At 73.7% G+C, this 18353-nt stretch carries 18 protein-coding genes; 7 read left to right on the forward strand and 11 right to left on the reverse strand.

The window, feature by feature from the left end; all coding sequences use genetic code 11:
* Position 1: 1 nt before the first annotated feature.
* From AB0O53_RS12235 to AB0O53_RS12250, 4 genes are all read right to left on the reverse strand, one after another.
* A complete protein-coding gene (locus tag AB0O53_RS12235; RefSeq protein ID WP_434094372.1) occupies positions 2-1192 on the reverse strand; it encodes a GDSL-type esterase/lipase family protein in 1191 nt (396 codons plus the stop codon).
* A gap of 375 nt (positions 1193-1567) precedes the next feature.
* Positions 1568-3187 carry a malate synthase A gene (gene aceB, locus AB0O53_RS12240; protein ID WP_365194956.1) on the reverse strand — a complete coding sequence of 540 codons (1620 nt, stop codon included), beginning with the start codon at positions 3185-3187 and terminating at the stop codon, positions 1568-1570.
* A 251-nt stretch (positions 3188-3438) separates the two neighbouring features.
* A complete protein-coding gene (locus AB0O53_RS12245) occupies positions 3439-4050 on the reverse strand; it encodes a nucleotidyltransferase family protein (protein WP_350992377.1) in 612 nt (203 codons plus the stop codon).
* A complete protein-coding gene (locus AB0O53_RS12250; protein ID WP_350992375.1) occupies positions 4017-4199 on the reverse strand; it encodes a hypothetical protein in 183 nt (60 codons plus the stop codon). The genes AB0O53_RS12245 and AB0O53_RS12250 overlap by 34 nt, the downstream gene beginning before the upstream one ends.
* Positions 4200-4287: 88 nt before the next feature.
* On the opposite strand from AB0O53_RS12250, the gene yczR reads away from it, so the two are divergent.
* The gene (gene yczR / locus AB0O53_RS12255) at positions 4288-5775 is read left to right on the forward strand and encodes a MocR-like transcription factor YczR (RefSeq protein ID WP_365194960.1); all 1488 of its coding nucleotides are present in this window, start codon (positions 4288-4290) and stop codon (positions 5773-5775) included.
* A gap of 28 nt (positions 5776-5803) precedes the next feature.
* On the opposite strand, the gene AB0O53_RS12260 is transcribed toward yczR, so the two are convergent.
* Positions 5804-6433 carry a response regulator gene (locus AB0O53_RS12260; protein WP_365194963.1) on the reverse strand — a complete coding sequence of 210 codons (630 nt, stop codon included), beginning with the start codon at positions 6431-6433 and terminating at the stop codon, positions 5804-5806.
* Positions 6430-7743 carry a sensor histidine kinase gene (locus AB0O53_RS12265; RefSeq protein ID WP_365194966.1) on the reverse strand — a complete coding sequence of 438 codons (1314 nt, stop codon included), beginning with the start codon at positions 7741-7743 and terminating at the stop codon, positions 6430-6432. Before AB0O53_RS12265 ends, AB0O53_RS12260 begins: the two co-directional genes overlap by 4 nt.
* A 134-nt stretch (positions 7744-7877) precedes the next feature.
* Between AB0O53_RS12265 and AB0O53_RS12270 the strand changes: the two genes are divergently transcribed.
* Entirely contained in the window at positions 7878-8963 is a 1086-nt protein-coding gene (locus AB0O53_RS12270; RefSeq protein ID WP_365194969.1) for an ABC transporter permease, read from the forward strand.
* On the forward strand, positions 8960-9655 hold the full coding sequence (locus AB0O53_RS12275; protein WP_350992366.1) for an ABC transporter ATP-binding protein: 696 nt from the start codon (positions 8960-8962) through the stop codon (positions 9653-9655). The genes AB0O53_RS12270 and AB0O53_RS12275 overlap by 4 nt, the downstream gene beginning before the upstream one ends.
* A gap of 121 nt (positions 9656-9776) precedes the next feature.
* On the opposite strand, the gene AB0O53_RS12280 is transcribed toward AB0O53_RS12275, so the two are convergent.
* On the reverse strand, positions 9777-10580 hold the full coding sequence (locus AB0O53_RS12280; RefSeq protein ID WP_030852090.1) for an IclR family transcriptional regulator: 804 nt from the start codon (positions 10578-10580) through the stop codon (positions 9777-9779).
* Between the two features lie 337 nt (positions 10581-10917).
* Here AB0O53_RS12280 and allB point away from each other — a divergent pair, with 337 nt between their 5' ends.
* On the forward strand, positions 10918-12252 hold the full coding sequence (allB, locus tag AB0O53_RS12285; protein WP_434094379.1) for an allantoinase AllB: 1335 nt from the start codon (positions 10918-10920) through the stop codon (positions 12250-12252).
* Between the two features lie 3 nt (positions 12253-12255).
* On the forward strand, positions 12256-13374 hold the full coding sequence (gene alc, locus AB0O53_RS12290; protein ID WP_365194974.1) for an allantoicase: 1119 nt from the start codon (positions 12256-12258) through the stop codon (positions 13372-13374).
* A gap of 88 nt (positions 13375-13462) precedes the next feature.
* Here the strand turns inward: alc and AB0O53_RS12295 are convergent, their stop codons facing one another.
* Both AB0O53_RS12295 and AB0O53_RS12300 read right to left on the reverse strand, forming a co-directional pair.
* Entirely contained in the window at positions 13463-13930 is a 468-nt protein-coding gene (locus tag AB0O53_RS12295) for a GNAT family N-acetyltransferase (RefSeq protein WP_365195228.1), read from the reverse strand.
* 244 nt (positions 13931-14174) lie between these two features.
* Positions 14175-14909: an SDR family oxidoreductase gene (locus tag AB0O53_RS12300; RefSeq protein ID WP_350992360.1), complete on the reverse strand. Its 735-nt coding sequence runs from the start codon at positions 14907-14909 to the stop codon at positions 14175-14177.
* Between the two features lie 171 nt (positions 14910-15080).
* On the opposite strand from AB0O53_RS12300, the gene AB0O53_RS12305 reads away from it, so the two are divergent.
* The gene (locus tag AB0O53_RS12305; protein ID WP_365194977.1) at positions 15081-15698 is read left to right on the forward strand and encodes a dihydrofolate reductase family protein; all 618 of its coding nucleotides are present in this window, start codon (positions 15081-15083) and stop codon (positions 15696-15698) included.
* Between the two features lie 25 nt (positions 15699-15723).
* On the opposite strand, the gene AB0O53_RS12310 is transcribed toward AB0O53_RS12305, so the two are convergent.
* Positions 15724-16092: a hypothetical protein gene (locus AB0O53_RS12310; RefSeq protein ID WP_350992356.1), complete on the reverse strand. Its 369-nt coding sequence runs from the start codon at positions 16090-16092 to the stop codon at positions 15724-15726.
* Between the two features lie 118 nt (positions 16093-16210).
* Between AB0O53_RS12310 and AB0O53_RS12315 the strand changes: the two genes are divergently transcribed.
* Positions 16211-17146 (forward strand): DMT family transporter, encoded by a 936-nt coding sequence (locus AB0O53_RS12315; protein ID WP_365194980.1) that lies wholly within the window; start codon positions 16211-16213, stop codon positions 17144-17146.
* A 63-nt stretch (positions 17147-17209) separates the two neighbouring features.
* Here the strand turns inward: AB0O53_RS12315 and AB0O53_RS12320 are convergent, their stop codons facing one another.
* On the reverse strand, positions 17210-18223 hold the full coding sequence (locus AB0O53_RS12320; RefSeq protein ID WP_365194983.1) for a Gfo/Idh/MocA family protein: 1014 nt from the start codon (positions 18221-18223) through the stop codon (positions 17210-17212).
* Between the last annotated feature and the right edge of the window lie 130 nt (positions 18224-18353).

Here is an 18353-nt window from a genome sequence, read left to right on the forward strand (position 1 = left end):
GCTACGGCGCCGCTGTCAGGAACATCCCGGTGTGGTCGCCGCCCGCCGTGTTCTTGCAGCTGGTGGCGGAGGACGCGGGCTGCGCCACCGCCAGGGCCAGGCACCGGCCGGCGGCCAGCTGGCCGTAGTAATTGGGGTGCATGGACTCCTGGATCAGCCCCTGCGACTCGTTGTTGTCGATCCAGCGCGCCCACTCGCTCGTCCTCGCCGACGCCGGCACGGTGGAGCTCACCAGCTTGCTCGCCTTCGCGCACACCTCACGCCCCTGGAGCATGTCCCGCAGGTCGAGGAACTGCACGCCCTTGGCCGCGGCGACGCCCTTGATGCGGTTCGCGATCTGGGGCACGAGCGAGTCGCGCGCCCAGTCCGAGTCCCGGTTCCAGAAGGGGCAGCCGCCCGTGTTGAGGCGGCTCCAGTCGCTCTGGGTGTACCGGTTCTCCGCGCCCCGCGGGATCGGCGACGGGTAGGACTGGAGCACGATCCGGTAGGAGGAGTCGGTGTACCCGGCCGCACGCATCACCGCCCGGATCTCGTCGACCGACTTGCCGACGTCGGCCATGACCGCGTCGATCTTCTGGTCGACGCCGTACTGCTGGTCGTCGTAGCAGTACGAGTTCCAGATGACGAAGTCGAGGGCGCAGTCCTTGATGATGTCGGCGAAGCCCAGGTCGTTGCCGCCGATGGACAGGGCGATGACCTTGACGTTGTTGCTCGCGGCCACCGCGGCCAGCTGATCGGCCTGCGGGGCTTCGCCCTTGTAGGGGACGCCGCCGTTGGAGGCGCGGAAGACGTTCTGCGAGACGGCCCCGGAACAGGCCAGGTTCACGGCGACGTCGGCGATGGCCCCGGCGCTGCGCACCTCGGCCGAGTCCGACCGGTGGCAGCCGCCGGCCGTGGTCCCGTACACCCGGGCGGGATCGTAGGTGCTGCCGCTGACCCAGCCCCGGTCCGTTCCGTTGCGGCTGCCGGTGTTGGTCAGGCTGTTGCCCTTCCAGCGCCCGGCCTCGCCGGAGATGTAGCTGTCGCCCATGGCCACCACGGCCGTGGGCCCGGTCCCGGGGGCGGCCCCGGCGGTTCCGGCGCCGCCGGCCAGCAGCGCGCCGGCGGCGAGCGGCACGGTCACGGCCGCACAGGCCAGTCGTCGCACCCGACGCGGGACCCGGTCCTTGCTGACGTTGCGGAATCCGATCACTGCGGAACTCCTGCGTTCGGCCACGCCGAAGCCGGCAACGACTGCGTTGCCGATTCGTGTGGCTGGGAAAGTGGGGGTACCGCCGGCCGGTGGCATCGGAAAGGTGACACGGGCCCGCTTGTTACCGCTAGGTACGGGGAAGTTACGAACCAGTAACGACCGATCGGTCGTTCGGTCCCCTGGGCCGCCTGCGGGCCCAACGTCCTTGTGTTGCAGGTGGGTTGGGGCGATCGCCGCCTCCGGCGGACGCGCGGGGCCGGGAGCCGCCCGGCGGGTGCGCCGGGCGCCGGACACGGCTCCGCCCCCGCTGCCGTGGGCGGCGGGGGCGGAGCCTGCGTGGTCCGGCCGCTGTGCGTCTCGGCCGGATCCGGGGTCTCAGCCGACCAGCTGGTCGTACGCCGGGAGCGTGAGGAAGTCGGCGTAGTCCGCGTCCAGGGAGACCTTGAGGAAGAGGTCGTGGGCCTGCTGCCACTTGCCGGCCGCGAAGGCCTCCTCGCCCACCTCGGCGCGCAGCGCGGCCAGTTCCTGCGCCGCCAGCTCGCGGGTCAGCTCGGCGGTGGCCCGCTCGCCGTTCTCGAAGACGACTCCGGCGTTGATCCACTGCCAGATCTGCGAGCGGGAGATCTCGGCGGTGGCCGCGTCCTCCATCAGGCCGAAGATGCCGACGGCGCCGAGGCCGCGCAGCCAGGCCTCGATGTAGCGGATGCCGACCTGGACGGCGTTGCGCAGGCCCTCGTACGTCGGCTTCGCGTCGAGCGAGTCGATCGCGATGAGTTCGCCCGGCGCCACCGAGACGTCCTCGCGCAGCCGGTCCTTCTGGTTGGGCTTGTCGCCGAGGACGGCGTCGAAGGAGGCCATCGCGATCGGGACCAGGTCGGGGTGGGCGACCCAGGAGCCGTCGAAGCCGTCGCCCGCCTCACGGTCCTTGTCGGCCTTGACCTTCGCGAACGCGATCTTGTTGACCTCCGCGTCCTTGCGGGACGGGATGAAGGCCGCCATGCCGCCGATGGCGTGCGCGCCGCGCTTGTGGCAGGTGCGGACGAGCAGTTCGGTGTACGCCCGCATGAACGGGGCGGTCATCGTCACCGCGTTGCGGTCCGGCAGGACGAACTTCTCGCCGCCGTCGCGGAAGTTCTTCACGATGGAGAAGAGGTAGTCCCAGCGGCCCGCGTTCAGGCCCGCCGCGTGGTCGCGCAGCTCGTAGAGGATCTCGTCCATCTCGTACGCGGCGGTGATCGTCTCGATCAGGACGGTCGCGCGGACGGTGCCCTGCGGGATCCCGACGTAGTCCTGGGAGAAGACGAAGATGTCGTTCCAGAGGCGGGCCTCCAGGTGCGACTCCGTCTTCGGCAGGTAGAAGTACGGGCCCTTGCCGAGGCCGATCAGGCGCTTGGCGTTGTGGAAGAAGTACAGGCCGAAGTCGACGAGCGAGCCGGAGGCCGGGCCGCCCTCGAACTGCAGGTGGCGCTCCTCCAGGTGCCAGCCGCGCGGCCGCATGACGACCGTGGCGAGCTGCTCGGCGGGCTTCAGCGCGTACGCCTTGCCCGTGCGGGAGTCGGTGAAGTCGATGCGGCGCTCGTAGGCGTCGATCAGGTTGAGCTGGCCGAGGACGACGTTCTCCCAGGTGGGGGCCGAGGCGTCCTCGAAGTCGGCGAGCCAGACCTTGGCGCCCGAGTTCAGGGCGTTGATGGTCATCTTGCGGTCCGTCGGACCGGTGATCTCCACACGGCGGTCGTTCAGCGCGGCCGGGGCCGGCGCCACCTTCCAGTCGCCCTCGCGGACCTGTGCGGTGTCCGGGAGGAAGCCGAGGGTGGAGGTCCGGGCGATCTCGGCACGGCGCTCGCCGCGGCGGGCGAGGAGCTCGGCGCGGCGGGGGGCGAACCGCCGGTGGAGCTCGGCCACGAACGCGAGGGCCGCCTCGGTGAGGACTTCGTCCTGCCGCGGCAGGGGCTCGGCGTCGACGATGGCCAGCGGGGACGGCGCTGGTGCGGACATAACTGTCACTCCTTCAGCGGCGGTGCCTGGCGGCCGCGGGGAATGCTCGCGCGAGACGGCACGCAGTGCCGTCGGGTGTGGAGAGTTCCGAAATACGGTCGCGGGCGCCGTCTGTGGGTTCAGGGCGCTTCTGACCAGTGGATAGTAATTTCCTCATGGTGGAAGTTCAATGGTTTGTTGATGTCGAGATTCTCTGAGTCGACAGATTCCACTTGCCGGTGGCCCTCGGTGCCACTGTCGTCACGCGGTGCTCAGAGGAGTCGCGCCAGGTCGGGCGGCGTGTCGATGTCGAAGGCCTCCGCGACGTCGGAGCACTCCACCAGCATGAGCTCTCCGGCGTGGCGCGCCAGATGGACCCGGGCACCCTTGTCGCCCGTCGCCGTCGCCGCGATGTCCGCCCAGCGGTCCGCGCCGAACAGCACGGGATGCCCGCGCTCCCCGTCGTAGGCCGCCGCCGCCAGGCTCGCGGGGGAGCGGTAGGCCTCCCGGACCCGGGACACGGCCGCCGGGCCGATGCCCGGCTGGTCGACCAGCGAGACCAGGGCCGCGCTCGCGTCCGTACCGGCCAGGGAGGCCAGGCCCACCCGCAGCGAGGAGCCCATCCCCTCCGCCCAGTCCGGGTTGTCCACGACCACGCAGCCCGACAGGTCGGCGCGCTCGCGGACCTCGGCCGCCGAGGCGCCGAGGACCACGTGCACCGGGCCGCAGCCCGCCTCCCGCAGCACCCGCACGGCGTTCTCCACCAGCGGGCGGCCGCGGTAGGGCAGCAGGGCCTTGGGGCGGCCGCCGAGCCGCCGGCCGCCGCCGGCTGCCAGGAGCAGTCCCGCGATCACGGGTGAATCGGAGTGCGTGTGGGATGACATGCCACCGATTCTCGCCCCTGCGCGCGATCCCCCGGCCGCCGCGCGAAGCTGCGCCGTACGGCGGCCAGCGCGGCCCCGATCCGCAGCGGGCGGGAGATCCGGTTCTCGGCGGCGGCCAGCAGGGCACGTTCGTCACGGTCGGTCAGCATCTCGGCGTCTCCTTGCCAATCGGGGGCCAATACCGCGAGTCTGGTCCTGGATTGGCCTGGCCGTCAGAGCCAATCAGGGGAGGTTGGCATGGCGAACGGGCGAGTGGTCCAGACAGCGGACAGAACCATCGGCAGCCGCCAGCTCGCGGCGCTGCTCCCCGCCGACGTGCTCGCCCGCCCCGGCTACCGCTCGCTCGCCGAAGCCGTCCGCACCCTGATCCTCGACGGCCGCGTCGCCCTGCACGTGCGCCTGCCCGCCGAACGAGAACTCGCCGAGGCCGTCGGCGCCAGCCGGGCCACCGTCACCGGCGCCTACGACCTGCTGCGCGAGAGCGGCTACGTCCGCAGCCGGCGCGGCTCCGGCACCTGGACCGAGCTCCCCGAGGGCCACCGCCCCGTCGGGGCCCACGCCCTCGTCGGCGCCGGCGGCCACAGCGCCGACGGCGAACCCGGCATCGATCTGGCCATCGCCGCGATGGGCGCCCCCGACGGAGCCCTCGCCGACGCCCTCGCGTGGGCCGCGCCCCGGCTCCCCGACGCCGCCCGCAGCCCCGGCTACCACCCCTTCGGCCTGCCCGACCTGCGCACGGCCGTCGCCGACCGCTTCACCCGGCGCGGCCTGCCCACCCGCCCCGAGCAGATCCTCGTCACCTCCGGCGCCCAGCAGGCCTTCACCCTCGTCGTCAGCCTGCTCTGCCGCGCCGGGGACCGGGTCGTCACCGAGAGCCCCACCTACGCCAACGCCCTGGACGCCCTGCGCCACGCCCGGCTGCGCACCGGGTCCATCGCCGTCTCCGACACCGGCTGGGACATGGAGATCGCCGAGTCCACGCTGCGCCAGACCGTGCCGAGGCTGGCGTACACGATCCCCGACTTCCACAACCCGACGGGCGCGCTCATGCCCGAGGAGCAGCGGCTGCGGCTGCTGGCGGCGACCCGGCGCACCGGCACCTGGCTGGTGGTCGACGAGACCATCGCCGACATCGCCCTGGACGTCCCCGCGCCCCCGCCCCTGGCCTCGCTGGCCCCGCGCGGCGGCGCGGACCACGTGGTGACCATCGGCTCGCTCAGCAAGACCCACTGGGGCGGCCTGCGCGTCGGCTGGATCCGAGCCACCGCGAAGATGGTCACCGAGCTGACGGCCCTGCGCGTCTGTGCCGACATGACCGGCTCGGTCCTCGACCAGCTCGTGGCGCTCCCGCTGCTGGACGGCATGGACCGCACCCTGCCCGCACGCCTCGACCAGCTGCGCGAGCGGCGCACGGCCCTGGTGGACGCGCTCCAGCGGCACACCCCGGAATGGTCCTGGCGGATACCGCCGGGCGGTCTCTCGCTCTGGGTCGACCTCGGCGAGCCGGTCAGCTCGGCCCTGGCCGAACGGGCCGCGGCCGCGGGCGTGCACATCGGCCGGGGCGCCCGCTTCGGCGTCGACCCGGGCACCTTCGAACACCGCCTCCGGATCCCGTACACCCTCCCCGCCGACCGGCTGGACGAGGGCGTACGCCGCCTCGCGGCCGCCTTCCACGACGGCGTCCCCCTGCCCCCGTCGGTGGACCGCCCGCACTGGGTGGCGTAGGCCCCGGTCATGGGGGCGGGGGCCGCGGCTACGGGGTGCGGATCAGGCGGCGCGTGGCGGCCGCGGCGACCGCCGCCGTGCGGGACTCGACGCCGAGCTTCGCGTAGACGTGGACCAGGTGGGACTTGACCGTGGCCTGGCTGAGGAAGAGCTGCTTGGAGATCTGCTGGTTCGACAGGCCGTCCGCGACCAGCTGGAGCACCTCCAGCTCCCGCTTCGTCAGCGCCTCCGCGGGCATCCGCATCCGGTCCATCAGGCGCAGCGCCACCGCCGGGGCCAGCGCCGACTGGCCCGCGGCGGCCGTGCGCACGGCCGCCGCCAGCTCCTCCGGCGGGGCGTCCTTGAGTAGGTAGCCCGAGGCGCCCGCCTCCACTGCCGCCAGGATGTCCGCATCCGTGTCGTAGGTGGTCAGGACCAGCACCCGGGGTGCCCGGGGGCGGGCCGTGATCAGGGCCGTCGCCTCCGAGCCGTGCATGCCCGGCCCGAACTGCAGGTCCATCAGCACCACGTCCACCGGTTCCCCGGCGGCCAGCTCCACCGCCCGCTCGGCGGTCGCCGCCTCGGCCACCACCGCGAAGTCCGCCTCGGTGTCCAGGACCGCACGCAGGCCCGCACGGACCACGGGGTGGTCGTCGGCGAGCAGGAGACGGATGGTCACGGGGACTCCACGGGGTCGTTGCGTTCCAGATGTTCCAGGGGCAGCGGCAGGGTGACGGCCACGGCGGTGCCCTGCCCGGGGGCGGACTCCACCGTGAACAGCCCGCCCAGGGTCTCGGCGCGCGAGCGCATGGCGGGCAGCCCGAAGCCGCCGTCGCCCGAGCCGCCGTCGCCCGATCCGGAGGCGGCCGAGGAAGGGTCGAAGCCGTGCCCGTCGTCGACGATGTCCAAGGTCACCGAGGCGTCCATGAAGGTCAGCGTGATCTCCGCGCGCCCCGCCCGGGCGTGCCGCACCACGTTCGCCAGCGCCGACTGGGCGATCCGCAGCAGCGCCACCTCGTACGGGGTCGGCAGCACCCGCGGCCGGCCGCTCAGCGAGAACCGCACCCGCGGCCCCGGCACGCCCGCGCACAGCCGCTCCAGCGCCGCGGCGAGCGAGCCGTGCTCCAGGTCCGGCGGCGTCAGGGCGCGTACGAACCGGCGCGCCTCGGCGAGGTTGTCCTGGGCGGCCTCCCGGGCCCGCGCGATGTGCGGCAGGGCCGGGGCGCCCTCGGGGAGCGCCCGCTCGGCCGCCCGCAGCAGCAGCTGGATGGAGGACAGGCCCTGCGCGAGGGTGTCGTGGATCTCCCGGGCCAGCCGCTCCCGCTCGGCCAGGATCCCGGCGCCGCGCTCGGCCGCGGCCAGCTCGGCCCGGGTCGTGATGAGCTCCTCGATCAGCTCCCGGCGCCGTTCGCTCTCGCGGTACAGCGCCTGGTAGCCCAGTACGGTCGCCACCGCCACGGCGCCGCCCAGCAGCGGCCCGAGGAAGGCCCCCGGGGTGGCCGCGCTGCTGTGCGCGAGGAAGCCGCCGATGGCGGCGCAGGCGGTCACCGCGACGGCCGTGACCCCCCACCGCAGCCGCAGCAGGTGCAGTTCCAGGAAGTACAGCGGGAAGGCGATCCACAGCCCGTCGGGGGAGACCAGCAGCAGGCCGGCCCAGGCCGCCCCGAGCCCGGCCAGCCACAGCGCGCCCGCCCGCGGCGAGCTGTGCACGGCGGGCGCCCGGACGCCGGCCGCGTACACGGCGGCCAGCAGCGCGCAGGCGGCGACCACCCGGCCGGCCCCGGGCGCGGAGTCGGCGACGGCCCGGCCGGCGGCCAGTGCGAGCAGCCCGAGGAGCAGGGCGTGCAGGCACAGCTTCAGCACCTTCGACACGGGGGTCAGGGCCCGGGCGGTGGCGGTGGCGGTGGCGGCGGCGGCGGGGGTGGCGGCGGCGGGCGCGGCAGGAGGCGCGCCGGCGCCGGGCGGGACGGGGGGAGCGGCAGCAGTCATGTCCGAACCAGCGTAAGTCGGTCACGGCCGGCCCCGGTCAACCGAAAGTTTGATGTACCGGTGCGCCCTTCGATACGAGGATCACTACTGTGGCGCGATGCCTTGTGTCCACGCGGAACACCAAGGTGGGGGACATGTTCGTCGCATGGAGAGATCTACGGTTCGCCAAGGGCCGCTTCGCCCTCATGGGCTCGGTCGTGCTGCTGATCACGCTGCTGGTCGGCCTGCTGTCCGGGCTCACCGCCGGCCTGGCCCGGGAGAACATCTCGGCCATCACCGGCCTGCCCGCCTCGCACCTGGCCTTCGCCGCTCCCGCCGGGGACCAGAAGGTGTCCTTCACCAACTCCCAGGTGCCCGAGTCGGCATGGCTGGCCTGGCGGGAGCAGCCCGGCGTGAAGGCGGCGCAGCCCCTCGGCATCCGCACCACCAACGCCGTCTCGGGTGAGCGCACCGCCGCGGTCTCGGTCTTCGGCGTGGACCCGGCGGGCGGGCTCGCGCCGCGGGACGCGGGCCTCGCGCAGGGCCAGGTGGTCCTCGCCCAGAAGGCGGCGAAGGAGCTCGGCGGCCTCACCCCCGGCGCCCGGCTCAAGATCGGCCCGCTGGAACTGACCGTGGCCGCCGTCGCCGGCACCGCCGCCTACAGCCACACCCCGGTGGTCTGGATGGACCTCAACGACTGGCAGCGCATCGGCAACCCCGGCACCTCCATCGACACCCTCGCCACCGTCGTCGCCGTCTCCGGCAGCGGCCCGGACCTCGCCGCCGCCGACCGGGCGGCGGGCACGAGGGCGCAGACCGTCGACGAGGCCCTGGGAGCCATCGGCTCCTACCAGGCCGAGAACGGCTCGCTCCAGCTGATGCGCGGCTTCCTCTTCGCCATCTCGGCCCTGGTCATAGGCGCCTTCTTCACGGTGTGGACCATCCAGCGCAGCGGCGACATCGCCGTCCTGAAGGCGCTCGGCGCCTCCACCCCCTACCTGCTGCGGGACGCCCTCGGCCAGGCCGTCGTGATGCTCGCCATCGGCACCGGGCTGGGCACCGCGCTCGCCGCCGGATTCGGCGCGCTGATCAGCGGCGGCGACGTGCCCTTCGTCCTCGACGCCGCCACGGTGCTCGTCCCCGCCGCGATCATGATCGCGCTCGGCGCGCTGGGCGCGGCCCTGTCCATCCGGCGGATCACCGCCGTCGACCCGCTGACCGCCCTCGGGAGCGCCCGATGACCCTCCTCGTCCACGACGTCACGCTCACCTACCCCGACGGGGAGAGCCGGCTCACCGCCCTGGACGCGGTCGGCCTGGAGGTGCCCGCCGGCACCCTCACGGCGGTGATCGGACCCTCCGGCTCCGGCAAGTCCTCCCTGCTCGCGGTCGCGGCCACCCTCGTCACCCCGGACCGCGGCCGGGTCGTCGTCGCCGGCGAGGACACCACGCGGCTCGGTCCCGCAGAGAAGTCGGCCCTGCGCCGGGAGAAGATAGGCATCGTCTTCCAGCAGCCGAACCTGCTGGCCTCGCTGACCGCCGCCGAGCAGCTCCAGGTCATGGCGCACGTGGCGGGCCGGCCCGTGAAGGCCCTGCGCCGCCGGGCGCTGGAACTGCTGGACGCGGTGGGCCTCGCCGACAAGGCCGACAAGCGCCCCCACCAGCTCTCCGGCGGCCAGCGCCAGCGGATCAACATCGCCCGCGCGCTGATGAACGAGCCCGCCGTGCTGCTCGTCGACGAGCCGACCAGCGCCCTCGACCACGAGCGCGGCGCGGCCGTGCTGGACCTGCTGGTCACCCTGACGCGCGAGCGCTCCACCGCGACCGTGCTGGTCACCCACGACCACGCCCACCTGGAGCGGATGGACCGTACGGCGACCATGGCCGACGGCCGGCTGACGGCCGGGCACCAGGACCCCGTCGCCGCGCCCTGAGCCCGCGTGCGCGCGAGGCCCTGACCCCGCGTGCGCGCAAGGCCCAGGCGCCGCGTACGCGCAAGGCCCCGGCTCCCCCTCGGTGGGGGCGCCGGGGCCTTCGTACGGCCGTGCGGCAGAGCTACGCCGGGCTCTGGTTGGCCAGGGCCACCGACAGCTCGGCGGCGACGTTCTGGAGGATCGGGACGAAGGACTCGGTCACGGCCTCGGTGACGCGGCCGGCCGGGCCGGAGATGGAGATCGCGGCGGCGGTCGGCGAGTTCGGCACCGACACGGCCAGGCAGCGGACTCCTATCTCCTGCTCGTTGTCGTCGACCGCGTAGCCGGCCCTGCGCACCTGCTCCAGCGCCTCCAGGAAGCCCTCGGGCGTGGTGATGGTCTTCTCGGTCGCCGCCGGCATCCCGGTGCGGGCCAGCAGGGCGCGCACCTCGTCGGCGGGGGTGTGGGCGAGCAGTGCCTTGCCCACACCGGTGGAGTGCGGCAGCACCCGGCGGCCGACCTCGGTGAACATGCGCATCGAGTGCTTGGACGGCACCTGGGCGACGTAGACGATCTCGTCCCCGTCGAGCAGGGCCATGTTCGCAGTCTCGCCGGTCTCCTCGACCAGACGGGCGAGGTAGGGGCGGGCCCAGGTGCCCAGCAGGCGCGACGCGGACTCGCCGAGGCGGATCAGGCGGGGGCCGAGGGAGTACCGTCGGTTGGGCTGCTGGCGTACGTACCCGCACGCCACCAGCGTGCGCATCAGGCGGTGGATCGTGGGCAGGGGCAGACCGCTGGCGGCCGAGAGCTCGCTGAGGCCGACCTCGCCCCCGGCGTCGGCCATGCGTTCGAGCAGATCGAAGGCGCGCTCAAGGGACTGGACGCCACCGCTGGCGGCAGGGGTCTTTGAGGAAGCGTCGGTGGTGCTGGCGCTGGACGTCGGCACGGCGCGGTCCTTTCGGTGCTGGCAGGCAAGGGAGCAGCCTACCCGGCGGCCGGCGTCGGCCCTAGTGCTGGGGTGTGGGCCGTCGCCGCCGGTCAGAGGTGGTTTGTCCTGGTGGCGGACGTCCTCGGGAAGTTGTCCGCCCGACTCCCGGTGGTGGTAGCTACATTCTGTATGGCGAAATCTTAATTCCATCCTGTGGAAACCTCCAATTGCGGTCCCGGTGTGTCAGTGGTCCGTCCGGGCGCTCTTGACTGCTCCCGGATCGCCGGGAAGACTCCGTCAACAGAACGTTGAATTTCGCTCTGTGGAAGTAGATGGGGAGGTTCCGGTGGCCGACGTGGCTGTGGAACTGGTACTGCGCTCGACGCGCGTCATCACCCCCGAGGGGACGCGCGCCGCCTCGGTCGCCGTCGCCGGCGGGAAGATCACGGCCGTGCTCGCACACGACGCCGAGGTACCGGCCGGAGCCCGGCTGGAGGACTTCGGCGACGACGTCCTGCTCCCCGGCCTGGTCGACACCCACGTCCACGTGAACGACCCCGGCCGCACCGAGTGGGAGGGCTTCTGGACTGCCACCCGCGCCGCCGCGGCCGGCGGCATCACCACGATCCTCGACATGCCGCTCAACTCCCTCCCGCCGACCACCACGGTCGACAACCTGCGCGTCAAGCAGGAGGTCGCCCGCGCCAAGGCGCACGTGGACGTCGGCTTCTGGGGCGGCGCCCTCCCGGACAACGTCAAGGACCTGGCCCCGCTGCACGACGCCGGCGTCTACGGCTTCAAGTGCTTCCTGTCGCCCTCGGGCGTGGAGGAGTTCCCCGAGCTCGACCAGGAGCAGCTGGCCACCTCCCTCGCGGAGATCACCGGCTTCGGCGGCCTGCTGATCGTGCACGCCGAGGACCCGCACCACCTCGACGCCGCCCCCGTGGTCCCCGGCCCCAAGTACGCCGACTTCCTGGCCTCCCGGCCGCGCGACGCCGAGAACACCGCCATCGGCAACCTCATCGCCCAGGCGAAGCGGCTGAACGCCCGCGTCCACGTCCTGCACCTGTCCTCCTCCGACGCGCTGCCGCTGATCGCCGCGGCCAAGGCCGAGGGCGTCAAGATCACCGTCGAGTCCTGCCCGCACTACCTCACCCTCACGGCCGAGGAAGTGCCGGACGGCGCGAGCGAGTTCAAGTGCTGCCCGCCCATCCGCGAGGCCGCCAACCAGGACCTCCTGTGGGACGCGCTCGCCGACGGCACCATCGACTGCATCGTCTCCGACCACTCGCCCTCCACCGCGGACCTGAAGACCAGCGACTTCTCCACCGCGTGGGGCGGCATCTCCTCCCTCCAGCTGGGCCTGCCGGCCATCTGGACCGAGGCGCGCCGCCGCGGCCGGACCCTGGAGGACGTCGTCCGCTGGATGTCCGCCGCCCCGGCCGCCCTCGCCGGGCTGGCGCAGAAGGGCGCGATCGAGGCCGGCCGCGACGCCGACTTCGCCGTGCTCGCCCCCGAAGAAACGTTCACCGTGGATCCGGCCGAACTCCACCACCGCAACCGGGTCACGGCGTACGCGGGCAAGACCCTGCACGGCGTCGTGAAGTCCACCTGGCTGCGCGGCACGCAGATCGCCGACCACGGCACCCCGACCGAGCCCACGGGCCTCCTCCTCGAAAGGCAGAACTGACCAGTGGCGATTGAATCCTTCACCGGCAACGCGAACCCGTACGGGGGCGGCGACCCGTACGCGGACTACCGCACCGCGGACTTCCCCTTCACCCAGTACGCGAACCTCGCCGCCCGTGAGCTGGGCGCCGGTGTCATCGCCGCCAACGACGAGTTCTTCGCCCAGCGCGAGAACCTCCTCATCTCCGAGGCCGCGCACTTCGACCCCGAGGACTTCGGCCACAAGGGCAAGGTCATGGACGGCTGGGAGACCCGCCGCCGCCGCGGCGTCTCCGCCACCCAGCCCTGGCCGACCCCCGAGGACCACGACTGGGCGCTGGTGCGTCTGGGCGCCCCCGGCGTGATCCGCGGCATCGTCGTCGACACCGCCCACTTCCGCGGCAACATGCCGCAGGCCGTCTCCATCGAGGCGACCAACTGGGAGGGCGCCCTCGCGCCGACCCCGGAGGAGCTCCAGGGCGACGACGTGAAGTGGACGACCATCGTGCCCCGCACGGCGGTCGGCGGCCATGCCGCCAACGGCTTCGAGGTCGACGCCGAGCAGCGCTTCACGCACCTGCGCGTCAACCAGCACCCCGACGGCGGCATCGCCCGCCTGCGCGTCCACGGCGAGGTCCTGCCCGACCCGAAGTGGCTCGCCGCGCTCGGCTCCTTCGACGTGGTGGCGCTGGAGAACGGCGGCTCCGTCCAGGACGCCTCCAACCGCTTCTACTCCCCGCCGACCAACACCATCAACCCGGGCCGCTCCCGCAAGATGGACGACGGCTGGGAGACCGCCCGCCGCCGCGACAACGGCAACGACTGGATCCGCTACCAGCTCGTCACCGAGTCCGAGATCCGCGCCGTCGAGATCGACACCGCCTACCTCAAGGGCAACTCGGCCGGCTGGGCCTCGCTGTCGGTCAAGACGGGCGAGGAGGGCGAGTGGGCGGAGTTCCTGCCGCGCACCCGCCTGCAGCCCGACACCAACCACCGCTTCGTACTGGACACCCCGGCGGTGGGCACCCACGTACGGATCGACATCTTCCCGGACGGCGGCTTCTCGCGCCTGCGCCTGTTCGGCTCCCTGACGGAGGCCGGCGCGGCGGCGCTGACCGCCCGTCACCAGGAGCTCGGCGGCTGACGCCGTACCGCTGACCGCCCCGGGGGCCGACACCCCCGGGGCCCGCAGGGGCGCACCGCTCACCGGTGCGCCCCTGCGGCGTGCCCGGTCAGAGCGCGAGCGCGGCCACGACCTCGTCGTCCTCGAACTCGCCGGTGGGCACGAAGCCGAGCCCGGCGTACAGGCGCCCGGCGGGCGCGTTGTCCGGGTGGTAGGAGAGCCGGATCTCCCGGCAGCCCGGTAGCGCGGCGAGCCGCCCGATGAGCGCGCGCACCGCGGCCCGCCCCACGCCCCGGCCCTGCTCGGCGGCGTCGACGATCATGCCGCCGATCCAGTGGGCGCCGCCCTCGTCGTCGTACGCCCACATCACGTGCCCCACGACGGTGTCGTCGGCGCGCACGGCGAGCGAGTTCCACACCCCTGCGCGCAGGGAGAGCAACAGGTACCGGGCGCCGAGCGCGGCGACGAACCGGCGCTGGTCGTCCGCCGGTGCAACGTCGGCGACGGCGCGCCAGTTCTCGTCCGTGATCTCGTCGAGCACCACGCACCGGCCCTGCCGATCGGTGAAGTCCACGATTCCCCCTACCCGTTCGCACCTGCCGATCGGGCCGAGCCTATGCGAGCCACCGCGCCGCCTGCCGCCGCGGGTCGATGGGCAGCGGCCGGGGGAGGGCGCCGGGCGCGACCCCGGACCCCCGGCCATGGCCGGCCGGGGCCCGGCGCGCCCAGCGCCCCGTCCGCCCGGGCGTCAGGGCCTTTGGGGCTGTGGTCGCCCCGGCCGGTGGCGTCCGCGGTTCGTTCGTCCGCACGCCCGGCGAGGGCTACGCGGCGTGGCCGCCGTCCACCGCGAATTCCGCGCCCGTGACGTAGCCGGCCCCCGGTCCGGCGAGGAAGGCCACCACGTCCGCGACCTCCTGCGCCCTCCCGAACCGGCCCAGCGCCGTCATCGCCGCCTGCGGGCCCGCGTACGGCCCGTCGGCCGGGTTCATGTCGGTGTCGACGGGCCCGGGATGCACCACGTTCGCGGTGATCCCCCGCCCGCCGAGCTCCCGCGCGAGAGCCTTCGTCAGCCCGATCGTCGCCGCCTTGCTCATCGCGTACAGCACCCCGCCCGGCGCGGGCACCCGCTGCGCCATGCAGCTGCCGATCGTGATGATCCGCCCGCCCTCCCGCATGCGCCCGGCCGCGGCCTGCGCCGCGAGGAACGCGCCCCGCACGTTGACGCCGAGCACCCGGTCCACGTCGGCCGGCTCCACCGCGTCCAGGGGCCCGACCGCTCCCACGCCCGCGTTGTTGACGAGCACGTCGAGCCGCCCGAAGCGCCGTACGGTCTCCCCGACGGCGTTGGCGACCTGCGCCGCGTCCCCCGCGTCGGCCCGCAGGGCCACGGCCCGCCGGCCCAGCGCCTCCACCGCCTCGACCACGCGCCCGGCGGCCTCGGCGTCGCTGGCGTAGGTGATCGCGACGTCCGCCCCGTCCTCGGCGAGCCGCACCGCGACCGCCGCTCCGATCCCCCGGCTCCCCCCGGTCACCAGCGCCACCGCGTTCCTGTCCATCGCGTTCCTCCCGCATCAGTTGGTTGCGGGTTCAATCAAAGAGCGTCCGGCCCCCCACCGCTGGCAGGAATCCGACCCCGCGTTCCCGGGGGTCGTGCGTGGCGGCGCGATGAGTTCCGGCGGGGGCGCGAGTCTGAACCCCGAGGACCATCGAGCGAGGAGCGCAGGGACATGGCCGAGCTGACACTGACCACCTTCGTGACGCTGGACGGCGTGATGCAGGCGCCCGGCGGGCCCGACGAGGACCGCAGCGACGGGTTCGAGTACGGCGGGTGGGCCGCGCCGTACGTGGATGAGGGGATGGGGGAGTTCATCACCGAGGTGTTCGGCCGGGCCGGGGCGTTCCTGCTCGGGCGCAAGACGTACGAGATCTTCGCCGGCTACTGGCCGGAGCACGACGACCCCGCGGACCCCGTGGCGGGCGGGCTGAACCGGCTGCCCAAGTACGTGGCCTCGACCACCCTGGAGGAGCCGGCCTGGGGGCCGGCCACCGTGCTCGACGGCGAGCACCTGCAGAGCGAGATCGTCCGGGTCAAGGACGCGCTGGACGGCGAGCTCCAGGTGCACGGCAGCGGGCAGCTCGCGCAGTGGCTGCTCGCCCGGGACCTCGTCGACGAGATCAACCTGCTGGTGTTCCCCGTGGTCCTGGGCGCCGGGCGCCGGCTGTTCCCCACCGGCGGACTGCCGACCGCCTACGAGCTGACGGCCTTCCGCGCGACGTCCGTCGGGACGGCCGTCCACACCTACCGGCCGACAGGCCGGGCCTCGTTCGGCATTGTCGGCTCCTGACCCGCCCCACCCGGCCGGCGTGGCGCTAGCGCCGGTCCAGGGCCAGTTGGACCACGCGGCCCTCGCGCAGGACCAGGAGGTCCGGGGACTCGTGGGCGTGGTGGCGGATGCGGCCGACCGGGCCCGGCGGGCGGATGTGCGGGGTCAGGAGCAGGAGGAGGTCCTCCAGGGCCGGGAGCCGGTCCTCCTGGATCTCCTGGCGGGCCGTCAGGGCCCAGCCGCCGCGTTCCGCCGGGCCGAACTCGCCGACGAGCATGCCGCCGATCCGCCAGGCCGGGCCCCGGGGGGACAGCAGGCCGTCCCCCGTCAGGTGGCGGCGCACCTCCGCGAGCACGGCGTCGGGCGTGGTGTCGAGCAGGTCGAACGCCAGATCCACGGCGTAAAGATCAGCCATGCGCCCGATGCTACGGGCCGGGGGAGAGAGGCCCGGAAACGGGTCGCCCCGCATGATCGGCTCCGGTACGGTGTGCCCCGCAACCGTGCGAGCCGCCGATGTCTCCACCTCCCGAGTGATGTTGGAGACCCCCGTGGCCGTCGCCTCGCCCGCCCTGCACACCGCACCCCGCCGCGCCTGGCTCGCCGATCTGCCCGTGCTGGCCGTCGCCGTCGTGTGGGGCGGCAGCTATCTCGCCGCCAAGGGGATCACCACCGCGCACACCGTGATCGCCGTGCTCGTGCTGCGGTTCGCGCTCGTACTGCCCGTGCTGGTCGTCGCCGGCTGGGCCCGGCTGCGCGCGCTCACCCCCGCTCAGCTGCGCGGCGCCGGGCTGCTGGGGCTCGTACTCGGCGGGATCTTCCTGCTGGAGACCTACGGGGTCGTCCACACCTCCGCCACCAACGCCGGGCTGATCATCAGCCTGACCATGATCTTCACCCCGCTGGCCGACGCCGCCGTGAAGCGGAAGGCACCTTCGCCCTCCTTCCTCGGGGCCGCCGCAGCCTCCGTCCTCGGCGTCGTGCTGCTCACCCAGGGCGCCGGCTTCACCGCACCCGGCCTCGGCGACCTGCTCATCCTCGGGGCCGCCCTCGCCCGGACCCTGCACGTGCTGCTGATGGCCCGCTCCGAGGGCGTCCGCGGCGCGGACCCGCTGTCGCTGACCACCGTGCAGCTCGGCGGCGCCGTGCTCGTCTTCGCCCTGCTGGCCGCCCTGCCCGGGACCGGTGCGACGCCCTGGGCCGCCGCCGCGGACTTCGGACCCGAGCAGTGGGCCGGCCTGGCGTTCCTCTCCGTCTTCTGCACCCTCTTCGCCTTCTTCGTGCAGATGTGGGCCGTACGGCGTACCTCGCCCTCCCGGGTCAGCCTGCTGCTCGGCACCGAGCCCCTGTGGGCGGCCGTCGCGGGCATCGCCCTCGGCGGCGAGCACCTGGGGCCCCTCGGATACGCCGGGGTGCTCCTCGTCCTCGTCGGTACGGCCTGGGGGCGGCGGGCGGTCACCACGGCCGCCTGAGCGTGTCCGGAAAGCGCCGCAGCCAGCCGGGGATCACCGCCGTAGGGTGGCCGGATGCCCTGCTCACCGATCCGGCAGGTCCGGGAGCTCCTCCAGCCGGACCCGGCGCCGCTCCCGCCGCGACAGCTCGCAGGCCTCGGCGACCCGCAGCGCGGCCAGGGCCTCCCGCCCGTCGCAGGGGTTCTCGCACTCGCCGCGCACCAGCCGTACGAAGGCGTCCAGCTCGGCCTCGTACGCGGGGCCGAACCGCTCCAGGAAGCCCGTCCACGGCTTGCTCGCCGCCGGGGGGCCGTTCGGCTCGGTCGAGGCGATCGGCGTCCGGTCGTCCAGCCCGGCGGAGACCTGGTCCCGCTCCCCGGCCAGCTCCATCCGCACGTCGTAGCCGGCGCCGTTGCACCGGGTCCCGGTGGCCGTGACCAGCGTCCCGTCGTCCAGCGTGAGGACCGCCGCGGCCGTGTCCACGTCACCCGTCTGCCGGAACTGCGGCGGACCGGCGTCCGACCCGGCCGCGTACACCTCCACCACCTCGCGCCCGGTCACCCACCGCACCATGTCGAAGTCGTGCACCATGCAGTCCCGGTACAGCCCGCCCGAGGTCGCCAGGTAGTCGGCGGCCGGCGGTGCCGGATCGGCCGTCGTCGTCCGCACGGTGTGCAGCCGGCCCAGGGCGCCGGAGCGGACCATCTCCCGGGCCTTGAGGTAGCCCGCGTCGAAGCGGCGCATGAAGCCCACCTGGAGCAGCCCGCCCAGGGCCGACACCTCGCGCAGGACGGACAGGGTGCGGTTCAGGTCGGGGGCGACCGGCTTCTCGCAGAACACCGGCAGTCCGCCGCGGATCGCCCGGACGACCAGCTCCCCGTGCCCGTCGGTGGAGGAGGCCACGACCACCGCGTCCACGCCCCAGGTGAAGACCTGCTCCACGGAGGGCGCGGCCGTGGCCCCGAGCCGGTCGGCGAGGCGTGCCGCCCGCGCGGGATCGGAGTCGGCGAGCAGGAGCGAGCCCGCCTCCGGGTGGCGGGCGAGTACCGCCGCGTGGAACGAGCCGATCCGGCCAGTCCCGATGAGCCCGATGCGCATGGACTCAACCTGGCCCCGTCAGGGGAACCTGTCAATCCGCTCGCGTCGATCTTGGGGATTTCGGGTGCTGATCTGCGATCCCGCCGTGTCGATCTGCGGCTGCATGCCCCGATGGCCCTTCATGGTCCAC

The sequence above is a fragment of the Streptomyces erythrochromogenes genome, assembly GCF_040684695.1.
Taxonomy (GTDB): domain Bacteria; phylum Actinomycetota; class Actinomycetes; order Streptomycetales; family Streptomycetaceae; genus Streptomyces; species Streptomyces erythrochromogenes_C.